The organism is Candidatus Avedoeria danica (genome assembly GCA_016703025.1).
GTDB lineage: Bacteria > Chloroflexota > Anaerolineae > Epilineales > Epilineaceae > Avedoeria > Avedoeria danica.
In genome coordinates this window covers 2,032,835-2,052,004 of sequence record JADJCV010000004.1, presented here as the reverse complement: position 1 = coordinate 2,052,004, position 19,170 = coordinate 2,032,835, and the positions used below count along the sequence as shown (strand labels likewise).

At 71.1% G+C, this 19,170-nt stretch carries 14 protein-coding genes; 1 reads left to right on the top strand and 13 read right to left on the bottom strand.

Going from position 1 to position 19,170, the window contains the following annotated elements:
• Positions 1-26 precede the first annotated feature (26 nt).
• Positions 27-2,018, bottom strand: coding sequence for an AMP-binding protein (locus IPG72_11390; GenBank protein MBK6769588.1), 1,992 nt, complete (start codon positions 2,016-2,018; stop codon positions 27-29).
• A gap of 65 nt (positions 2,019-2,083) precedes the next feature.
• Here IPG72_11390 and IPG72_11385 point away from each other — a divergent pair, with 65 nt between their 5' ends.
• Complete coding sequence (locus IPG72_11385; GenBank protein ID MBK6769587.1) at positions 2,084-2,833, top strand: hypothetical protein; 750 nt, start codon at positions 2,084-2,086, stop codon at positions 2,831-2,833.
• Here IPG72_11385 and IPG72_11380 read toward each other — a convergent pair.
• The 12 genes from IPG72_11380 to IPG72_11325 form a co-directional block, all read right to left on the bottom strand.
• On the bottom strand, positions 2,817-3,950 hold the full coding sequence (locus IPG72_11380) for a glycosyltransferase family 4 protein (GenBank protein ID MBK6769586.1): 1,134 nt from the start codon (positions 3,948-3,950) through the stop codon (positions 2,817-2,819). The genes IPG72_11385 and IPG72_11380 overlap by 17 nt on opposite strands.
• Before the next feature lie 49 nt (positions 3,951-3,999).
• Entirely contained in the window at positions 4,000-5,193 is a 1,194-nt protein-coding gene (locus tag IPG72_11375) for a glycosyltransferase family 4 protein (protein MBK6769585.1), read from the bottom strand.
• Positions 5,190-6,734, bottom strand: coding sequence for a DUF4147 domain-containing protein (locus tag IPG72_11370; GenBank protein ID MBK6769584.1), 1,545 nt, complete (start codon positions 6,732-6,734; stop codon positions 5,190-5,192). Before IPG72_11370 ends, IPG72_11375 begins: the two co-directional genes overlap by 4 nt.
• A 3-nt stretch (positions 6,735-6,737) precedes the next feature.
• Positions 6,738-7,106, bottom strand: a complete 369-nt coding sequence (locus IPG72_11365) for a hypothetical protein (protein ID MBK6769583.1) — start codon at positions 7,104-7,106, stop codon at positions 6,738-6,740.
• A 114-nt stretch (positions 7,107-7,220) separates the two neighbouring features.
• A complete protein-coding gene (locus tag IPG72_11360) occupies positions 7,221-8,066 on the bottom strand; it encodes a hypothetical protein (protein ID MBK6769582.1) in 846 nt (281 codons plus the stop codon).
• A 27-nt stretch (positions 8,067-8,093) separates the two neighbouring features.
• The gene (gene mgtE, locus IPG72_11355; protein MBK6769581.1) at positions 8,094-9,593 is read right to left on the bottom strand and encodes a magnesium transporter; all 1,500 of its coding nucleotides are present in this window, start codon (positions 9,591-9,593) and stop codon (positions 8,094-8,096) included.
• Entirely contained in the window at positions 9,590-10,216 is a 627-nt protein-coding gene (lepB, locus tag IPG72_11350) for a signal peptidase I (protein ID MBK6769580.1), read from the bottom strand. Before lepB ends, mgtE begins: the two co-directional genes overlap by 4 nt.
• Positions 10,216-12,783, bottom strand: a complete 2,568-nt coding sequence (locus IPG72_11345; protein MBK6769579.1) for a hypothetical protein — start codon at positions 12,781-12,783, stop codon at positions 10,216-10,218. The genes lepB and IPG72_11345 overlap by 1 nt, the downstream gene beginning before the upstream one ends.
• 496 nt (positions 12,784-13,279) lie before the next feature.
• Positions 13,280-14,146, bottom strand: a complete 867-nt coding sequence (locus IPG72_11340; GenBank protein MBK6769578.1) for a VWA domain-containing protein — start codon at positions 14,144-14,146, stop codon at positions 13,280-13,282.
• Between the two features lie 1,233 nt (positions 14,147-15,379).
• Positions 15,380-16,075, bottom strand: coding sequence for a hypothetical protein (locus tag IPG72_11335; GenBank protein ID MBK6769577.1), 696 nt, complete (start codon positions 16,073-16,075; stop codon positions 15,380-15,382).
• A 434-nt stretch (positions 16,076-16,509) separates the two neighbouring features.
• Positions 16,510-17,331, bottom strand: coding sequence for a dienelactone hydrolase family protein (locus tag IPG72_11330; protein MBK6769576.1), 822 nt, complete (start codon positions 17,329-17,331; stop codon positions 16,510-16,512).
• Positions 17,332-17,339: 8 nt separating this feature from the next.
• Positions 17,340-19,028 carry a hypothetical protein gene (locus IPG72_11325; protein ID MBK6769575.1) on the bottom strand — a complete coding sequence of 563 codons (1,689 nt, stop codon included), beginning with the start codon at positions 19,026-19,028 and terminating at the stop codon, positions 17,340-17,342.
• Positions 19,029-19,170: the final 142 nt, after the last annotated feature.

Here is a 19,170-nt window from a genome sequence, read left to right as displayed (position 1 = left end):
GGGGGGGCAATGCGTTGGGGGTGGGATCACGACGCGTGGGCGATGGCGGTGACGGCGTCGGGGTTCACGAGGGACGACGTGTCGCCGGGCGGCAGGCCGAGGTGGGCGCTGCGGACCATGCGGCGCATGACCTTGGCGTTGCGCGTCTTGGGGAGGTCCGCGGCGAAGAGAACGGCCTTGGGGGCGAGCGCCTTGCCCATGGCGGCGACGACGGCGGCCCGGAGTTCGGCGCGGAGGGCTTCGGACGGTTCCACGCCGGCGAGCAGCACGCAGAAGCAGACCAGGGCGCTGCCCTTCACGTCGTCCGGCACGCCGATCGCCGCCGCCTCGACGACGGCCGGATGGTGGACGAGGACGGACTCGACCTCGGCCGGGCCGAGGCGCTTGCCGGCGATCTTGATCGTGTCGTCCGAACGGCCGAGGATGTACCACAGGCCGTCCTCGTCGATCGCGGCGAAGTCGCCGTGCACCCAGACGTCGGGGAAGCGGGACCAGTAGGTCTCGATGTAGCGGTCGGGGTCCTTCCAGAAGCCGCGGGTCATGCCGATCCACGGCGCGCGGATGACGAGCTCGCCGACGGCGTTGCGGACCGAGCGGCCGGCCTCGTCGACGACGTCGGCGGCGATGCCGGGGCACGGGCCGCTGAAGGCGCACGCTTTGAGGGGCAGGATCGGGTTCCCCATGACGATCCCGCCGGAGATCTCGGTCCCGCCGGAGTAGTTGATGATCGGCACCCGCCCTTGGCCGACGCGCTCGAAGAGCCAGTGCCAGGGGTCGGGGTTCCAGGGCTCGCCGGTCGAGGCGAAGGCGCGGACGCGGCTGAGGTCGTGCGCGGCGTGCGGCGCGTCGCCGTGCGGGACGAGGCCGCGGACCCATGTGGGCGAGAGGCCGACGACATCGACGGTGTGGCGGGCGACGAGCGACCAGATGCGGTCCGGGCCGGGGAAGTCCGGCGCGCCGTCGTACAGGACGCACGTCGCACCGAGCAACAACGAGCCGAAGACGAGCCACGGGCCCATCATCCAGCCCATGTCCGTCATCCAGAAGATCCGGTCGCCGGCGTGGACGTCCGTGCCGAAGGCCATGTCCTGGGCGGCCTTCACCGGGAAGCCGCAGTGCGTGTGCAGCGCGCCCTTGGGCTTGCCGGTGGTGCCGGAGGTGTAGATGAGCATGAGCGGGTCTTCGGCGGCGGTATCGGCCGTCGGCGCGTCGTCGGATTGGGACGCGACGAGGTCGTGCCACCAGTGGTCGCGGCCGGGTGTCATCGCCACTTCCTGGCCGGTGCGGCGGAGGACGATCATGTGCCGGAGCGTCGGGATCGAGGCGGCGGCATCGTCGGCGACGGGCTTCATCGGGCTGGGCTTGCCGCGGCGGAAGGCGCCGTCGGCGGTGAGGATCGCCTTGGCGTCGGCGTCGACGAGCCGGCCGATGATCGCTTCGGCGCCGTAGCCGCTGAACAGGGGCAGCGCGATCGCGCCGATCTTCGCGATCGCGAGCAACGCGACGACGATCTCCGGGACCATCGGCATGAAGATCCCGACGGCGTCGCCCTTGCCGAGGCCGAGCGCGGTGAGGGCGTTGGCGGCGCGGTTCACCTCGGCGCGCAGCTCGGCGTAGGTGAGGGTGCGCTCGGCGCCCTCTTCGCCCTCGAAGATCAGCGCGGGCTGCGCATCGGTGGCCGTGCCGGCGTGCTTGTCCAAGCAGTTGTGGACGACGTTCATCCGGCCGCCGACGCACCAGTCCGGCCATTGGATGCCACGGGCGAGGTCGACGACGTCGGTGTACGGCGTGGCGAAGCGGATGTCGAGCCAGCGGAGGACGGCGTCCGTGAACCAGGCGACGTCGTCCGTGCTGCGCCGCATGAGGGCGTCGAAGGCGTCGCTCACACGGTCCCCGCTGTCGGCGCCGTCGACGACGATGCCGTTGGCGGCCATGAAGGCCGTCAGGTTCGCGCGGGCGATGTGCGCGGGTGTCGGACGCCAGACGATCGGGCCGCCGAAGGTGAAGGGGTCGGACATCTGGTAATCTCATCCGGGGCGGGGGCGCTCGTTGCGCGGACGGCACGCTGGGAGAGAGGGTACCGATGCACGGCGCTTGTGCCAAGCGGTTCATGCGGGTTGCCGTCCTCGCGGCGGGGGCGATCGTCGCCCTGGGCTGTGGGCGGCGGGACGTGGCGACCCGGCACGACGTCATCGTCGCCCAGCTCCACGTGCCGCTCGACCGCGTCGCCCGGATCAGCCGCTTCCGGTCCGGCGTCGGCCACGACTACAGCGACGGCATCGAGCGCTGCCGGAGCATGAAGCACTACTTCCAGTTCACCGGCGGCGAGCCGGGCCGGCCGCACCGGCCGCCGTGGACGACGGTCCAGGTCGTGTCGCCGTTGGACGGGCTCGTCGTGGGCGTGACGGAAGAGTGGGCGGGTGATCAGATTCGCATTCGGTCGGCCGTGGACCCGCGCTACACCGTCGTCGTGTTCCACGTGCGACGGGAAGTCGGTGTGGACGAGGGGGTCGTCGTACGGGCTGGGCAGGCGCTGGGCTTCCACGCCAGCGACGAGACGATGTCCGATCTGGCGGTCGAGGTCGAAGGCGCATCCGTGCCGCACGGGCGGCGCTTGGTCTCGGCGTTCGAGGCAATGGGGGATGCGGCGTTCACCGCGCTCGCGGCGCGCGGCGTTGGGGCCCGTGCGGCGCTGATCATCGGGCGGGCGGAGCGTGATGCTCACCCGTTGGCCTGTGACGGCGCGCGGTTCGCGTCGGCGTCGGATGGGTCGGACTGGGTCGAGTTGTCGCGGACGCCCGATCGCTCGTACGGCCTCACGCCCCCGCCATGACCGCCCGCCACGCCGCCACCGTCGCGTCGGCGACGGCCTGCATCGTGAACCGGTCGACGACGCGTTGTCGGCCGGCGGCCGCGAGGGTGCTGCGTTCGTCGACGTCGTCGGCAAGGCGTCGGAGCGCCGCGGACAACGCGGTGACATCGCCCTCCGGGAACACGACGCCCGCGTCGCCGATCACGTGCGGGATCTCGCCCGAGTCCGAACCGACGACGACGGCGCCGCACGCCATGGCCTCGGTCAGGACGCGGCCGAACTGTTCGACCCAGCGGGGCGTCGATCGGCTCGGAAGGACGAGGGCGTCGATGCGCCGGTAGAACGCGGGCATGGCGGCACTGGCGAGCCACGGTGTGAAGGTGACGCGGTGGGCGAGGGCGAGCGCATCGACTTGGCGCGTGAGCCGCGCCAAGTCGGGGCCGGCGCCGACGATCTCGAGGGTCACGGCTTCGGGCAGCGCCTTCATCGCGTCGAGCACGTCCGCGACGCCTTTGGCGGGCACGAGGCGGCCGGCGTAGCCGATGTGGAGGTGGCCGGCGACGACGTCGCGCAGCGGGTGGGGGGGAGCGGGGGGGCAGTACGCCTCCGCATCGACGCCGAACTGCGGGATCGTCCAGATCGGCTTGCCGACGTCGGACCCGAAGCCCTTGGCGCGCAGGACGGACGCGGCGGTCGCGGACCCGGCGATGGCGGCGGCGGCGGTGCGGTAGGCGTAGCGCTCGAAGGCGCGGAACGGCAGCGGGTACCGCCGGTTCAGGTTCTGCCACGTGAAGAACATCGACTTGGCCCCGACGCGGGACGCGGCGCGCACGCCGAGGAACGTCGCCAGGTTGTAGGGTTCCTCGTCGAGGTAGACGAGGTCGGGGCGGAGGCGGCGGAGTCGGGCCGCGAGGTCGGGGTAGTGATGGAGGTGGAAGTCGCCCGGTCGGCGGATCGGGAGAACCTCGAGCCGGTAGCCGTCAGGCTCAACCGCTTCGAGCCGCCGTTCCACCCCGTCATCGCGCCACAACGGCGGCACGAGGGCGATCAGGTCGATGTCGTCGTGGGCGGCGATGAGGGCGCACTTGCGCTGGTAGGCGCCGACGACGAGGGCCTTGGAGAGCATGGCGACGCGCATGGGGGGATGGTACTGCAACTGCGGGTGCGACCGGGGGGCGCGGGACCGGTCAACGTACCGCCCGGTACACGTCGAGCGTCTGCGCGGCTGCGCGCGACCACGTGAACGTCGCCGCCCGCGCCAGGCCGAGCCCCGCCAGGCGTGCGCGCTGTTCCGTGTCGCCCGCCAACGCCCCAAGGCCTGCCGCCCATGCCGCCACATCGCCCGCGGCGATCCGCAGCCCCGCGTCCCCGACGACCTCCGGCAGGCTCGTCGCGTCCGCGACGGCGACCGGCGTGCCGCACGCCATGGCTTCGAGGGGCGGGAGGCCGAAGCCTTCGTACGTCGAGGGGTAGGCGAAGAAATCGGCGGCGGCGAGGAGCGGCGGGAGGTCGGCGTCCGCGACGTGGCCGACGGTGCGGATGGCCTCGGGCGGCAACGACATCGTGTGCGCGAGATCGAGCGGGTCGGCGAAGAAAGGGGCGCTGGGTGGCCGACGCGATCCGTCCGCGGCGAGGCGGCCGCCGCGGACGGACCCGTGCTCGCGCGCCGGCGGGCGGCCGGCGATGACGAGCGGCAGGGCGTGCTCGTCCCAGACGCGCTTCCAGGCGGCGATGAGCGTCGGCAGGTTCTTGCGCGGGTCGAAGCCGCCGTAGTACAGGCCGAAGCGGGGCGGCAGGTCAAGCGTCCGGCGGACGCGCGCGATCGCGTCGGGCGTCTGCGGGGTGAAGCGGGGCGCGACACCGAGCGGGACGGTGTGGATCCGATCGAGCGGGACGCGGAGGTGGCGGGCGACGTCGCTCGCGGTGTGCGCCGAGTCGGCCAGGACGGCGGCGGCGCGGCGGGTGGCGAGGGCGACGAGGCGGGTGTAGATCCGGACGCGGGGGTCCGTGCGGTAGGCCGGGAGGAGGAGGGGGATGAGGTCGTGGACGGTGACGACGGTCGGCACCGGCTGGTGCACGGGCGGCGCCCAGTACGGGACGTGGAGGAGGTCGCAGCGGGCGGAGGCGCGTGGGATCGCCCATTGCTCGAAGCGCACCTTCGCGACGGCGCCGCGGGCGCGGGGGCGGCGGACGTCGAGGGTGGGCGGGTCGGGCAGCGCTTCGAGCGCGGCGACGAGCTGGTCGGCGTACTGGCCGGAGCCGAACGTTTGGCCGGCAAACCAGCCGGACAGGAGGACGCGGGGGCCGTCGCTGCGGCGAGCGGCCGGGCCGCCGGGGAGCGCGTCCGCGGTGCGATGTCGTACGGGCGACGGCACGCTCACGGCGCGGCGTCGAGCGACGAAGGCCTGGCGTCGACGAGGACGATCGTGACGTCGCCGACGTTCGTGCCGGTCGGTCCCGTGACGATCGCGTCGTCCAGGGCGGCCAGGATCGGACCGCTGTCGTGGCGATCGAGCGCGGCGCGGGCGTCGCGGCCGAGGGCGGCGGCGCGGGCGGCGGTCGTGCCGTCGACGACGGCGCCGGCCGCGCCGGGCGTGGCGTCCGTGCCGTCCGTGGCGAGCGTGGCGAGCGTGATGCCGTCGGCGCCGTCGAGGGCGAGGGCGGCGGCCAGCGCGACCTCGCGGTTGCGGCCGCCGGTGCCGCCGAGGCGGCGCAGCGTGACCGTCGTCTCGCCGGCAGCGATCAGGCAGGCCGGCGGGCGGGCGGGCCGCGCGTCGGCCCGGCACTCGAGGGCGATGGCGGCGAGGACGCGGCCGACTTCGCGCGCTTCGCCCGTGAGGCGGGTCGTCACGACGAGCGGGGCGTAGCCGAGGTGGGTCGCATGGGCGGCAGCCCCGGCGACGGCCGTCGACCCGTCGGCGATCACGCGGTACGCGGCCAGGGATGCCAGCGGGTCGCCGGGCTTGAGCGTGTCGGCGATGTGGCCGGCCATGCCGGCGCGCATGTGGTCGCCGAGCGCGGCGGGCAGCGCTCCCCAGAGGTCGTAGCGGCTCAGGACCGCGCCGGCGTCGGCGAACGTCGTCGGGTCGGGTGACGCCGGGCCGCTGCCGATCGTCGCCGCCTCGTCGCCGCCGGGCGGCGTGATCACGTCGCTGATGGCCAGCGTGATCACGCGGGCCGGGGCGGCGAGGCGCAGCAGGCCGCCGCCCTTGACGGCCGAGAGGTGCTTGCGGACGGCGTTCACCTCGTCGATGGCGGCGCCGCACGAGAGCAGCGTGCTCGCGGCCGCAGCGATCTCGATGAGCGGCAGCCGGCCGGGCGGCAGCTCGAGCATCGCCGAAGCGCCGCCGGAGAGGAGGACGAGGACGAGGTCGCGCGCCGTCGTGTCGGCCAGGAGGCGCTGGATGTGGCGCGCGGCCATCAGGCTGGATGGGTTGGGGAGCGGGTGGCCACCGCTGTAGAACGTCGTGGAGGCCGTCGTTCCGCGTGCGTCGGACCCGCCGACGCCGATGCCGGCGTGGACCCGGCCGCCCAGGACGTCCTCTGCCGCCTCGACCATCGGCCGCGCCGCCTTGCCGGCGGCGACGACGAAGATGCGGTCGACTGCCGCAAGGTCGACTGCCGCAAGGTCGATGGCGGTGGGGTCGTGGGTGAGTCGGCCGACGTCGTTGACGTCGCGGAGCGGATGGCCAGCCTCGTCCCGCCGGCCATCCTGGACGTGGGCCGTGTCGTGGACGTCGTGACGGCCCACGTCCGTGCGCCCGTCCGGCGTGACGTGCGCCCCGTGCGGCGGTCGCCCGCCGACGTGCAAGCGGTCGCCGTCGATCGTCAGCGCGCGCCGGACCGCGTCGCCGGCATCCACCGCGCGCAGCGCCGCCGCCAGGATGTCGCGCGCGGCGTCCCGCCGGATGCGATCGAGCACGCCCTAGCGTGCCTGAGACGCGCGCCACCCCGCCAGGATGTCGTTCAACAGCGCCCGGTCGACCTCGACGCGTGTCATGACGTTCTTGGGCTCACCGTCCGTGCGCGTCTGGCGCGCGTCGACGCCGTCGAGCCACGTCATCTGCGCCGCGACGGCCGCCTCCAGCGAGCGGATCTGGACCTGCTTGTACATGTCCGCCACGAGCTCGCGCGCCCGGTCGAGCGTGTCGAGCCGCTCGGTGATCGGCGTCGGCGTGCCGGTCTCGGCGGCCACGCGGCCGAGGCCGGCCTCGATCTCGAGCATGCGCGCCGTCAGGTACTTCTGCTCGTGGACGTAGTCGCTTGGGTCGCGGAGGGCGTAGTCGGTCGACATGCTGTCTCCAGAAGGGTTGGGGAAGGACGATTCCGTGGGTCGAAGCCGGCCGGGATCGGTCGCGCCGGTGGCTGCCGGCCCATGCAGTGGCTGCCGGCCAATGTTATACCAAACTCATCGCGGCCAGCCGGGCATTCCGTTCAGGAACCACCCCACCAAGCCGATGATGACCACGATCCGGAGCACGAACCGGATGATCATGGCCCACTTGATGAAAGCGATGTCCCGCGCAATCGCCGCCAGCGCCAGCAACTCCGCGCTCGGCGCTGCCGACCGCACCCGATCCACGGCGGCCTGGACGTCGGACGCCGTGTCCGCCAGCTCGACCAGCACGCCGTCCAGCGCCGTGCGCGCGGCGTCGCGCACCTGCCCGGCGGCCCGCAGCGTATGGGCCGCCGCCTGGTCGGCGGCGACGGCGTCGGCCAGCGCGGCGGCGCGGCGTTGGACGGTGTGCAGCGCCGTGCCGGCCTCGCCCGGCCGGCGCGCGGCGTCGGTGAGGGCGGCGGCGACCGTGCCGCTGAGCGTGGCGGATGCCGCTTCGAGGTTGGCGGCGCCGAGCCTCACGAGATGGGCCGCCAAGCCGTCGGCGCCGGACTGGAGCGGCGGCGCCGCGCCGGCCGGGGCGAGGTGCTCGGCGTGGCTCCGGCTGCCGCGGTCGCGCGTCACGACGAGGTTGGGGCCGAGGACGATGTCGAGCTCGCCGCCGACGTCGACGAGCGTGGCGACGGTGACGTTGTCGGCGGGCGGCACGTCCGGCCGCGGGGCGGCGTGGCACAGCCAGGCCACGACGGGCGGCGGCAGGCGGAGGGACGTGGCCAGGACGGCGGCGTCCGCGTCCGTCGGGGCGCGGACGTCCACCCAGAGCGTGCCGCCCCGGTCGGCGAGGGCGGCGCGGAGCTGGCGGGGGGTGAGCTGGGTGGCGGGGGTTTCGTCGCCGTAGTCGTAGGTCGAGAGGATCATGGCTCGTCGATTCGGGCGGGACCGGCCTCAGGCGAGGCCGAGCGCGGCGGATAGCAGGTTGAAGATGCCGATGAAGAGGAGCGCGCCCATCGTGTCCGTGACCGTCGTCACGAACACGGCGGATGCCACGGCGGGGTCGATGCCGAGGCGCTCGAGCGTGAGCGGCATGACGACGCCGGCCAGGCCGCCGGCGGCCAGGTTGAGCGCCATCGCCAGGAACACGGCGCCGCCGATCAGCGCGGGCGACACCGGCGTGCTGACGACGAAGTGGTTCATCAGCAGCGCCACGACGCCCGCCAGCAGGCCGATCGCCATGCCGTTGATCAGCCCCTGCGCCACCTCCTTGCCCAGCAACCGCCCGATCTGCTGCCGATCGATCTCGCCGAGGGCCAGGGAACGAACGACGAGCGTCGTCGTCTGCGCGCCGACGTTGCCGCCGTTGCCGGTGACGAGCGGGAACAGGAGGGACAGGATGACGACCTTGTCCAGCGTTCCCTGGAAGCCGGCGAGCACGGCGACGAGCGCCAGCTGCGTCACGAGGTTGAGCGCGAGCCACGGCAGCCGGTTCTTGACGGACGTGAAGATGCCGTCGTCCGCGCGCTCGTCCTCGTCGAGGCCGACGAGGCGGAACATGTCCTCCGTGGCCTCCTCGGCGAGGACGTCGACGAGGTCATCGTGCGTGATCACGCCGACGAGGCGATCGTGCGCGTCGACGACCGGGAGCGCCAGCAGGTCGTAGCGCTGCATCAGCTGCGCCGCCGCCTCCTGGTCGTCACCGACGTGCACGCGGATGACGTCCGGATGCATGAGATCGCCGATCCGCGCGCGCGGCGGGGCGACGATGATCTGGCGCAAGCTGACGATCCCGACGAGAAGGCCCTCGGCGTCGCCGACGTAGAGGTAGTACGCCGCCTCCTCGCCCGGCTCGAGCGCGCGCAGCCGTTCGATCGACGCCGCCACGGTGTCGTCTGCGGCGAGCGCGACGAAGTCGCGCGTCATCCGGCCGCCGGCGGTGTCGTCCAGGTGCCCGAGCAATGTCCGGACCTCGGCCTCGGCCGCGTCGTCCATCCCCTCGAGCAACTCGGCCATCTGGGCCGGCGGCAGGTCGTTCAGCAGGTCGGCCGCCTCGTCGGACTCCATGAGGTCGAGGATCGGCGCCAACTGCTCCGTCGAGAGGCCCTCGGCGACCTCGGCCGCCTCCTCGTCGTCGAGCTCCTCGAGGATCTCGGCCGCCTCCTCGTCGTCCAGCTCGTCGATGATCTGTCGCTGGTCGTCGAGGTCGAAGTTCTCGAAGACGTCGACGCGGTCCGGCGGGCGCAGTGCGGAGAGGGACGCCGCGACGGTTTCGATGTCGCGCGCCTCGAGCGCCGTCGCCACGAGCCGGAACGCCTCGTCCATGTCGCCCGACTCGGCCGCCGCCTTCACCTGGGCGGCGGTGTCGGCGCGCGCGGCCTCGGCCAGGGTCGGCGGCGCGGCCAGCGTGTCGTCGAGGTGGCGGGGCGGCGGCCGGTGAAGGGCGGCCGTCACGGGCGGCGCTCGGCCTCGGCGGTTGCGGTGGCGGCGGCGCTGCGCTTGACCTGCTCGGGGCCGACGAGCCAGTCGCGGTCGATGCCGGTGCCCCCGGTGCGGCCCAAGAGGATCCGATTGCCGACGCCGCTCCGGTTGTAGTACTGCGGTTCTCCGACGAGGTCGCTCCGCGCGATCGCCCCCCACTGCCGGCTGTCCGCGGCATCACGGTCGTCGGCGACGACGAAGTACTGCCCCGCGGCCAGCGTGATCTCCGGCTGGTCGGGCCCGGTGCCGCGCTTGTTCCGGGCGGGGTCGTGCGGCACGCCGTCGACGAGGACGATCCCGCCCGCGACGGCCACGCGGTCGCCCGGCAGCGCGACGATGCGGCGGAACGTGAAGCCTTCCGGCCGGTCGAGGCATGCGACCATGCCGCGCAGCGGTTCGGACGACCAGATCAGGGTGTTCGTCGTGAAGACCTCGTCGCCCTTCTCGAGCAGCGGCGCCATCCCGTCGTCCGGCATCGTGACCATGTGGATGACGACGCGGCTGCTGAAGAAGAGAAGGCCGCACGTGGCGAGCGCTCCGACGGCGAGGACGAACGGCAGCCCGCAGCCGAAAAAGCGACGGGCGATCGGGCTCATCACGGCCGGGTGGCCAATCGCTGCACGAGCGGCAGGTAGACGATGGCCGCCGGTTTCGGGCGCGGCGTCGCCAGCGGCTGCAGCGCGACGTTCACGTGGTACGGCTGGCCGACGAGCGGCACTTCCGGCGCGATGAACTGGGCGTAGCCGGACGCGCTGACGACGGCGCGGTAGCGGCCGGGTGGCGGGTAGAAGCCGTACCAGCCGAGGAAGCCGGTGGTTTGCGGGTTCGTCTGATCGCCGTGGTCGGACGCCTTCCAGACCCGAAAGTTGTTGATGGCCGCATCGAAGCGGTAGAGCGTGACCTTGGCGCCCTGGACGCGCCGGTCGACGCCGTAGAACGCGTCGTGGACGAAGCCGTTCAGGGCGACCTGCACCGTGCCGAGGTCGACGCTCTGGCGCCGGGTGCCGCACGTGGCCGTCACCTGGAGCGCTCCCCCGTCGGCCATGTCCAGCGTGCCGGTCCAGAGGCCGTTGTCGCCGGGCTGGAGCGGCACGTCCGCGTCCCGGTAGCGCGCCGTAACGGTGCCGCCGGACGGACAGCGGGCGCCCAACTGGAGTTCGAGCGGCGCGCCGGGGTGCATGGACACCTGCCAAGCGCTGTCGTCGCTGACGACGGCGCAGCCGCCGCCGCTGGCGTACGGCTGGCTGTAGCGCGTGCCCTCGAGCGTCTGGCGCATCGCGATCCGGTCGCCGAGCAGGATGGACTCCGGGTCGATGACGACGCCGAGGACCTCGGACGGCGCGCTGCCGCCGGCGGCGTTCTCGGCGCGGGCCTGCAGCGCGTGGCCGCCCGGGGCGAGGTCGCGGGTCGGGGTGAGGGTCCACGGGGCGACGCCCTCGGCGCCGACGGCGGCTGTCGTCGTGCGGCCGATCTCCGCGCCGCCGTCGAAGAGGATGACGGTGCTGTCCGCCGGCCCGTCGCCGGACAGGGTGGGGCGGGGGTCGGCGATCTGGCCGCAGCGCGGGCTGGTGATGGAGGGTGTAAGTAGTTGTCCGACCCACTGCGTGTAGTCCACGCCGTCCGTCACGAGCTGGCCGGCGCCGGCATGGTCCGCACCGGCGGCGTCGCAGGCGTCGGGGCGCGTCGAGCCGTCGCGGGGGCCATCGGGCGCGCCCCAGTCGTTGGCGCGGGCGGGGACGCAGACGGTGTCGATGTCGTCGGCGCGGACCGCAAACGTGGCGTTGCCGATCAGGCGGTTGTGGCCGTTCAGGTTCGGGACGGCGCCGGCGCGGACATCGACGCCCAGCCAGTTGCCCTCGATCGTCGAGAAGCGGAGCGTCGGGCGCGCGCCGGCCCGCACCTGCAGGCCGATGCCGCTCGTTTCGGCGATGCAGTCGTGGATGTGCAGTCCGAGGAGTTCGGGCTGCGCGCCGTCGCCCTCGACGGTGACGCCGCGGCTGCCGCTGTTCCGGACGGTCACGTAGGCGATCCGGGGCGAGCTGCGCTGGATGAGGAGGGCGCCGCTGGGGTCGAAGCCGGCCCATTCGAGGATGGCGTGCTCTAGGCGGGACCCGGTGGAGGAAGGTGCGTCGAAGTCCGTGCTGCTGTCGGCGAAGCGGAGCTGGCCCCACTTGCCGGGTGGGCCGGGGTCGCCGACGCCGCTGAAGAGGATCTCGCGGCCCGGCTGCCCGATCGCCCGGAGCGTGCCTTCGACGGCGAGGCCGCTGCCGCTGAAGAAGTGGAGGGTTGCGCCGGGGGCGATGGTCAGCTCTGCGCCGCTGCGGACAGAGAGCGGGTTGCGGACGTGGTAGGCGTAGCGGCGCGGGCCGAGGTTGTGGAGGGTTGTCTGGCCGGTGAAGTGGCCGGCGACGAGGACGGCGTTGTAGGCGTTGTACTCGAAGCGGTTGCCCGATAGGAGGGCGTTGGCGGCGCCGTCGAGGTAGATCGGGTACTGTTGGTTGCTCTCGAAGCGGTTGCCGCGCACTTCGGCCTTGGATGCCCCGAGGATGCGCAGCGCGGCGCTGGGCTGGGCGCTGGGCGTGCTGGCGCGGACGAAGAGGTTGTCCAGCAGTGTGGGCGATGCGCCGGTACGGATTTCGACGCCGACGCCGGCGGTATCGTGGATGTTGGTGCGGGTGATCGTCGCGAGGTCGGTTTCGATGCCGAGCATCTCCTTGCGCAGCGCGCCGCCGCCGCCGATGTCCGCATTTGTGATGGTCGACGGCCCGCTGCCGGTCCGAAGTTGGATGCTGCCCCACGGCTGTGTGCCGGCCTTCTCGAAGCGCACGGGCTGCTCGGAGGTGCCGGCGACGTTCAGGACGCCGCTGACGTCGATCTTGTGGCTGGTGCCGAGCTGGACGATGGTTCCGGCCTCGATGGTCAGCGTGGCGCCGGCGGGAATCGCGATGTCGCACGTGGTGACGTACGGTCCGCCGGCGGCGGTCCAGGTGGTGTTGCCGGCGAGGGCGCCGCATACGTCGGCCAGTCGGGCGGCGCGCGCATCAGGGGCGCCGGACAGGGTGTGGGCGGCGGCGAGCAGCACGACCGCCAGCAGGGCGGCGGGCGCGGCGATGGGAGCGGCGGTAGGCGCGGCGATGGGCGCGGCGATGGGCGAGCGCGACATTGCGCCTCCTCGTGGGCTGTGCGGGGGCTGGGCCGGGCCGGGGCGGGCAGCACGGGGTGTGGCGGGGAGCGTGGGCGATGCGCGCGGGCGGCTATTGTAGCGCGGGGGGGGAGTGGGTCAACGGAGGTGCAGGGCCGGCGGGCGGGGCTGGTTGGGGTCGGGGCATTTTGGGTTCGTGCACTCTTTCCGCAGGGGCCGCCTGGCCCCTGCACCCCGGCCAGGGGGCGTAGCGCCCCCCTGGACCCCCCGCATCGGAAGTGCCGGCACGCGACGTACCGGGTGCCGCAGCCTGATGCGGTCGGGCGCATCGAAAAGCGATGGCCAGGTAGATGCCGTAAGTGCCCGAGGTGCCCGACTGGTCTTGGCGCCTGCGAAGGCAGGCGCGTGGTGGCGCTGTGCGCCACCCTCAGCGACGGCTTCAGCCGTTGGCCTTGCTTGCCGTTGACCTTGCTTGCCGTTGACCTCGCCGTTGACCTCGCCGTTGACCCCAACACGGCTACCGCTTCCCCCAGTACGACCCGACCGGACACGGAATCGACACCGCCACCTCCGCATAGATATCGGTGAGCCCGCTGCCGTCCGCGGAGCGGAAGAACCGGCCGGCGGGCGCGGCGATAGCGGCGAGCGCTTCGGCGTCGACGTCGTCGCCGAGGGCGACGGTGAAGAAGATCAGGCCGTCGGCCTTGGCGGTGGCCGCGGCGGCGACGGCTTCGGAGGCCGGGCGGGGGTTGGCGCGGCCGTCGGTGAGGAGTACGACGGCGGGGGTGTTGGCGGTGCGGTGGCGGGACGAGGCCAGCTCGGTGGCGGCGGCTTCGACGGCGCATACGAGGCAGGTCTGCACGGACGGTGCGATGCGGGTGAAGGCGGCGTCGAGGGCGGCGCGGTCGGCGGTGAGGGGCTGGAGGAGGGTGGCATCGGCGTTGAAGGCGACGAGGGCGGCTTGGTCGGTGGTGGGTGCGGCGGGGTCGAGGGCGAGGAGGCCGAGGAAGGTGCGGGCGGCTTCGACGGCGGCGGTGAGCTTGACGGTGCCGGCGGCGTCGCGGTCGAGCATGCTGGTGGAGGCGTCGACGACGAGGATGACGTCGGCGCGGCGTTGGGCGCGGGGGCAGGATTCGCGGAGGGCGAGGGGGAGGTAGATGGGGGAGGGGGGTGGGGTGGGCGTGGGGGTGGAGGAGGGGGGGATGGGGGTGGCCGTCGGGGACGGGGAGCGGGTAGGAGTGGGGGACGAGGTGGCGGGGAGCGTGGGGGTGGCGGTGGGCGGTGGGGTGTCGGCGGGAGGGGGTGATGGGGTGGACGAAGGGGGTGGTGGGTGGTAGCGGTCGTTGAGGGAGACAACGTCGAGCGCGGTCTGCCAGGAGTCCATGGGTACTTTACATCCATCAAAGTCCAAGCGTCTGGTGAGCGATGAACTTACATCCTCCTCCCGAAAGTCGAGGATGCGAAATTCTTGCTGTCCACCGATCGCGGCTACGACCCCGTCACCGCGTCCTGTCCAAGTGAGCGATGACGGCCTATCCATATAGTCATTCGTCGCGTCGAGGTCGTCCGGATCTTGAGGTGGTATTCCAATACGAGCCAGAAGACGCACTTGAGTATTTGGATCGAAGTCGTAAACTGCGACGGCGCTACGGCCATTTACTGCAAGTAGGTTCGATGACGAGCGATGATTGAACCCGACGCCGTAAGTCGCCGTCACTCCTTCGAGGTCGACTGAAAAAGATGTGTGCGTGGTAAGATCAAGGACTGAAATCCGGCTCGAACCAGAATTGATTACTATGTATCGATCGTCGGGGCTAATGGCAGCAAAGGTCTTTCGTAGCTTGCTCTCGTCAGGTCGCGGAATTGGCGAGTAGGTCAAGGATGACAGTTTTGCCAACATCGTAACTGGATCGATGAAGTCTACTTCGCCATCCACTCGAATCAGTACAGCCGTCGCTGAATCGCTCGTAAACAAGATAGAAGAAACGTTGCTACTCAATTCGAATCGACCCTCCTCCCGTCCTATCGTCGTTCGGTCAAATTGCCGTACCCAGTAACGCCCGATGCCTGTTGGGCGGGCCACTAGTAGCATCTCATCGTTTGGTGAAAAAGATACCGGACCACCGACCAGGACAGGGCGAGAGATAATGAATGAAGTCCATCGTGTTCGAAAATCTGACGTACCGAGAAGTGCCGTTACAAAGGCGGCATTATTGTTATTGGTAGAGACCACGATCCGTCCATCTGAAGTGCTGGATAATCGCCCCGGAGATGGTCTATAATCACCTTCTGCGACGTGTCTGCCGTTCGCGGCATCTACGACCACAATTCTATCACATCCCGGCCAGTTTCGCGCATCGTCATCGGTTACAAACAACATATCGAGCGGATCGACTGTCTGTGCTTTGACGTCAACGGTAAGTTCGCAAAACAATGCAATCGACGCTAAGAGGAAGGCGGCAACGCATCTCATATGACATCTCTCTCGTAGAGTCGATCTGCAGGTACTGCATGCCATGATATGCGTGTTCGAACCCCGTTCATTTGATGACTGCAGGGGCGCCAATGGCGGGTCATAGTCGCGCGAACACGGTCACGCGACCATGACCCGCCCTGATCAGTTGTACGTAATGTTCAGCGTGGTACCAGTGGCGCTGCAATTGTATGGGCACTCAAACGTACTGTTGTCCGTCGCGTTGAAGCTGGAGGCTGTCGGGGTGGTAGCGCTCCCGAGCTCGCACGGGGTTGGATTGAGTTCATGGCCATCGGGCACAGTAGTGGCTGTGAACGTCACGTAGTTCAGGTTCTTTCCACTACCAATCGTGGGGTCACTGACATCTACGTACATACGATACGCATATGCGTGCATATCTTCGGCTTCGCACGGCGACAACGAGCATACGCCAACGCCGAAGATGTTGGTTGTGCCAACGAAGTTCGACACAACCCAACCCGTTGCGCTCCATGTGATATCCACCGTCGCATTTTCAGTGGTATCGTTGCAGCTCAGCGGAGCTGTCGGACTCCAGACCGCAGTGATGGTGTAAGACGTGGCGCTGTCTGGCTCCACTGGGACGATCGACGATCCGCCGGCTGGAACGTAGTAGTACACATCGACGGCGGCCGTTTTGGTGTTGTCCATGAAGCATCCAGCATTTGCCCCATGGCACGCCGCATACACCGGCGCCGGCACAACGATTGAGCGTGTGGCAACGCCGCCGGCAACTACAGCCGAGACGAAGACGAGGCTCAGCGCCGCGGAACGGCGGCGAAGGACGTGCCTGATGCGGCGGGGGGAAGTCAACAGTGACATCGTATCCTCCTGATACAACGCGCGGTGGGGGATCCAGCGCGCTGGCGGGAGGGGCCTAAGTCCGCCCGTTGGCTTGCCGACAACGCGAGACCGTGGCAAGCTCGGACATGCCAGCAGAGGCGAATCAGGCGCCTCGCGTTAGGGTTGGCCGGTCGTTCCAGCGGCTGGCCAGCCCATTATTGTCGATAGAAGCACACAATGACTCGAAGGGGGCGCTTGATGAGTCCTTGGCACGGCAACTCCTGATGAGAGGTTCGGGCAAGCGCAACTTGCGCTCCGAAAACAAGCTATCCGAACGTTGACTGTTTGTCAATCCTTCGAATCTGCACATGTGAACGATTGATCCCCGCGGCGCAACCTCAACGGTGACCATGCGGTGCCCATGGGTGGAAGGCCCACGTGCGCACTGCACGCACCGATCACTCTCGGCTCTCTCACGGCCGCAACACCGCCCCCAACCACCCCTCCAACTCCGCCCACGCATCCGCCGCCGCCCCCGGCGCATCCAGCGCCCCCGTCTTCACGAACGCATGCCCGACGCCCGGGTACACCGTCACCGTGTGCGGCACGTCGGCCGCGGTCAGCGCGTCGTCGAACCGGTCCGCGACGGCCGGGCCGAGGCGGCGGTCGTCGGCGCCGAAGACGCCCAGGACCGGGATCTTCCGGTCGGCGATCGCGCCCAGCGCCGCCGGGTCGTCGATCGGGCGGCCGTAGAAGACGGCGACGGCGGCCAGGCGGTCGTTCGTCGTCGCGTAGCGCAGCGCCATCTCGCCGCCGTAGCAGAAGCCGACGACGGCGATCCGCTCCGGGTCGACGGTGTCCACGCCCTGCAGGTGCCGCACCGCGCCGTCGAGGTCCGTCATCACGCGGTCCTCGGGCACCGTCAGCCGCAGCCAGAGCGCGCGGCTGACGTACTCGGCGGCCTGGCCGCGGTACGTGTCCGGCGCGAAGACGGCGTAGCCCAGCGCGCTCAGCCGCTCCGCCTTGGCGGCCGTCTCGGCGTCCAGGCCCCACCACTCGTGTACCAGGACGATGCCCGGCCGCAGCACGCGCCGCTCCGGCTTGGCCATGTAGGCCACGACCTCGATGCCGGGTGCGGCGCGCGTCGACGGGCCGCTCTCGAAGCGGCTGTTCGCGACGTCTGCCGCGCGCGGGCCGGTGGCGGCGGCCCAGGCGTTGAACGCCACGAGCACGGCTGCGGCCAGGGCGAGGAGGGCGATGACGAGGAGGGCGAGTCGACGTAGGAGTGCTGGCACGCCGCGGGTCATGGGCGACCGGTCTTCCCGACCGGCAGATAAAGTCGCGACGTCGGTCCGCCGTCGTGGCCCGTCGCCGTCGGCGCCGGCACCGCCGGTGTGGCCGACGTCGGTTCCGGCGTCGTCGCGCCCGATGCCGTGGCGGTCGGGACGGCGGTCGCCGGCGTCGAGGCGGTCGTCGGCGGCGGCGACGGCGATGGTGCGGCGGCCGTCGGCAGGGCGGCGCGGTCGACGAGCGGGCCGAGGTGGATCGCGACGGAGCCGGCGTTCTCGGCGCCGTCGGGTGCGGGAGCCTGTAGGATGCTCTGCATGAGGTCGATCTTGTCGTCGCCGTTCACGTCGCCGAAGCGCCAGTCGGGCGGGTGGCCGATGCCGTAGGGCTGGGTGACGGTGGCATCGCCGTCGTCGGGCAGGCCGTTCAGGAAGATGGCCGCGCGGGCGAGCGGGCCGAAGTAGACACGCCAGGCGAACGGCGTCGACTGGCCCTGCGGGCGGCGGGCGTGGTGGATCAGGTCGGGGTTGCCGTCCGCGTCGAGATCGACGAAGTGGTCGGCCGGCAGGCCGGTGAATCGCACGTCGCAGCTGTCCGTCGCGCGGCGGCCGGTGGCGCGGGCAGCCGGGGTGTACCACAGGCACTCGCCCTCGACGGTGCGGACCGTGCCGAACTCGGCCAGGATGTCCGGGCGAGCGTCGCCGTTCGCGTGGACGAGGTCGACGATCCGCAGGCCGCCGTCGGCGGTGTCGTGGTTCAGCGTCAGATCGGCCAGATCCTCGACCTCGGCCGAGGCGGGCCACGTCGAGCGGCCGTAGATCACGGCACCGTGCGAGCCGCCGAACGTGGCCAGCGCGCTGCCGAACAGGACGAGGTCGTCTTTGCCGTCGGCGTCGAGATCGGCCACCTCGGCGCCGAAGCAGCCGAGCTGGAGGCCGGGCTGGCCGTGGATCGCCACGTCCGGGCCGCGCTTCAGATCGACGGTCCGCGGGCCGCCGGCGTCCGACCAGTAGATCCGGAGCGCACCGACCTGGTCCTCCTCGTAGCGCACGCCGCCGGCGGCGCAGCTCGACACCGCCAGGTCATGGTCGCCGTCGCCGTCGAAGTCGCCGCCGAGCACGCTGTCCGGCATCGCGTTCGTCTTCTCCTGCTGCGGGTTGCGCGGCGGCGAGCCCTGGCGAACCTCGAAGTCCGGCCGGCCGGTCTGGACGTTGATCGAGGCGAAGTCGGCCTTGCCCTTGAACACGCGCACCTCGACGGCATCCGTCTCGCCCTGGCTGCGCTCGTTCACCTCGATCGCGATGTCGGCCAGTCCGTCGCCGTCGTAGTCGCGGACGTCCTCGAGTTCGAACGTGTCGTCGTTCAGCTGATCGACGTTCCGGTCCGGGAAGCCCAGATCGTACTGCTGCTCGAGCTTGTCGCGGTCGATCCCGTCCGGCCACGCCGCCCGGCCGAGCGCGACCGTCATCTGGTTCGCCCGGCGCGTTCCCCGCTCCCGCCAGTGCGTCATGAAGAGATCGTCCGCCCCGTCCCCGTTCACGTCGCCCACCGCCGAGACCTCGAGGCGCGTGTCGGCGCCTTCGCCGTGGATCAGATGGCCGGGCGCCAGCGGGATGATCGGCGACGGCGCGGCGGCGCGCGCGGCATGCGCAACCGCGACGAACGCCGCACTCAGCGCAGCGACGAGCGCCGCGGCGGAGGCCAAAGCGACCCCCGCGGTGCCGGGCGCAACCGTCCCGCGCCGCTCGTGTGTTCGTGACTTTCTTCGACCCATCGTGCCCATCGCACTTCCCCCCGTTGTCGATGCCGCTACGGATCCCCGCGACGTGCCCGTCGCGCACCCTTCG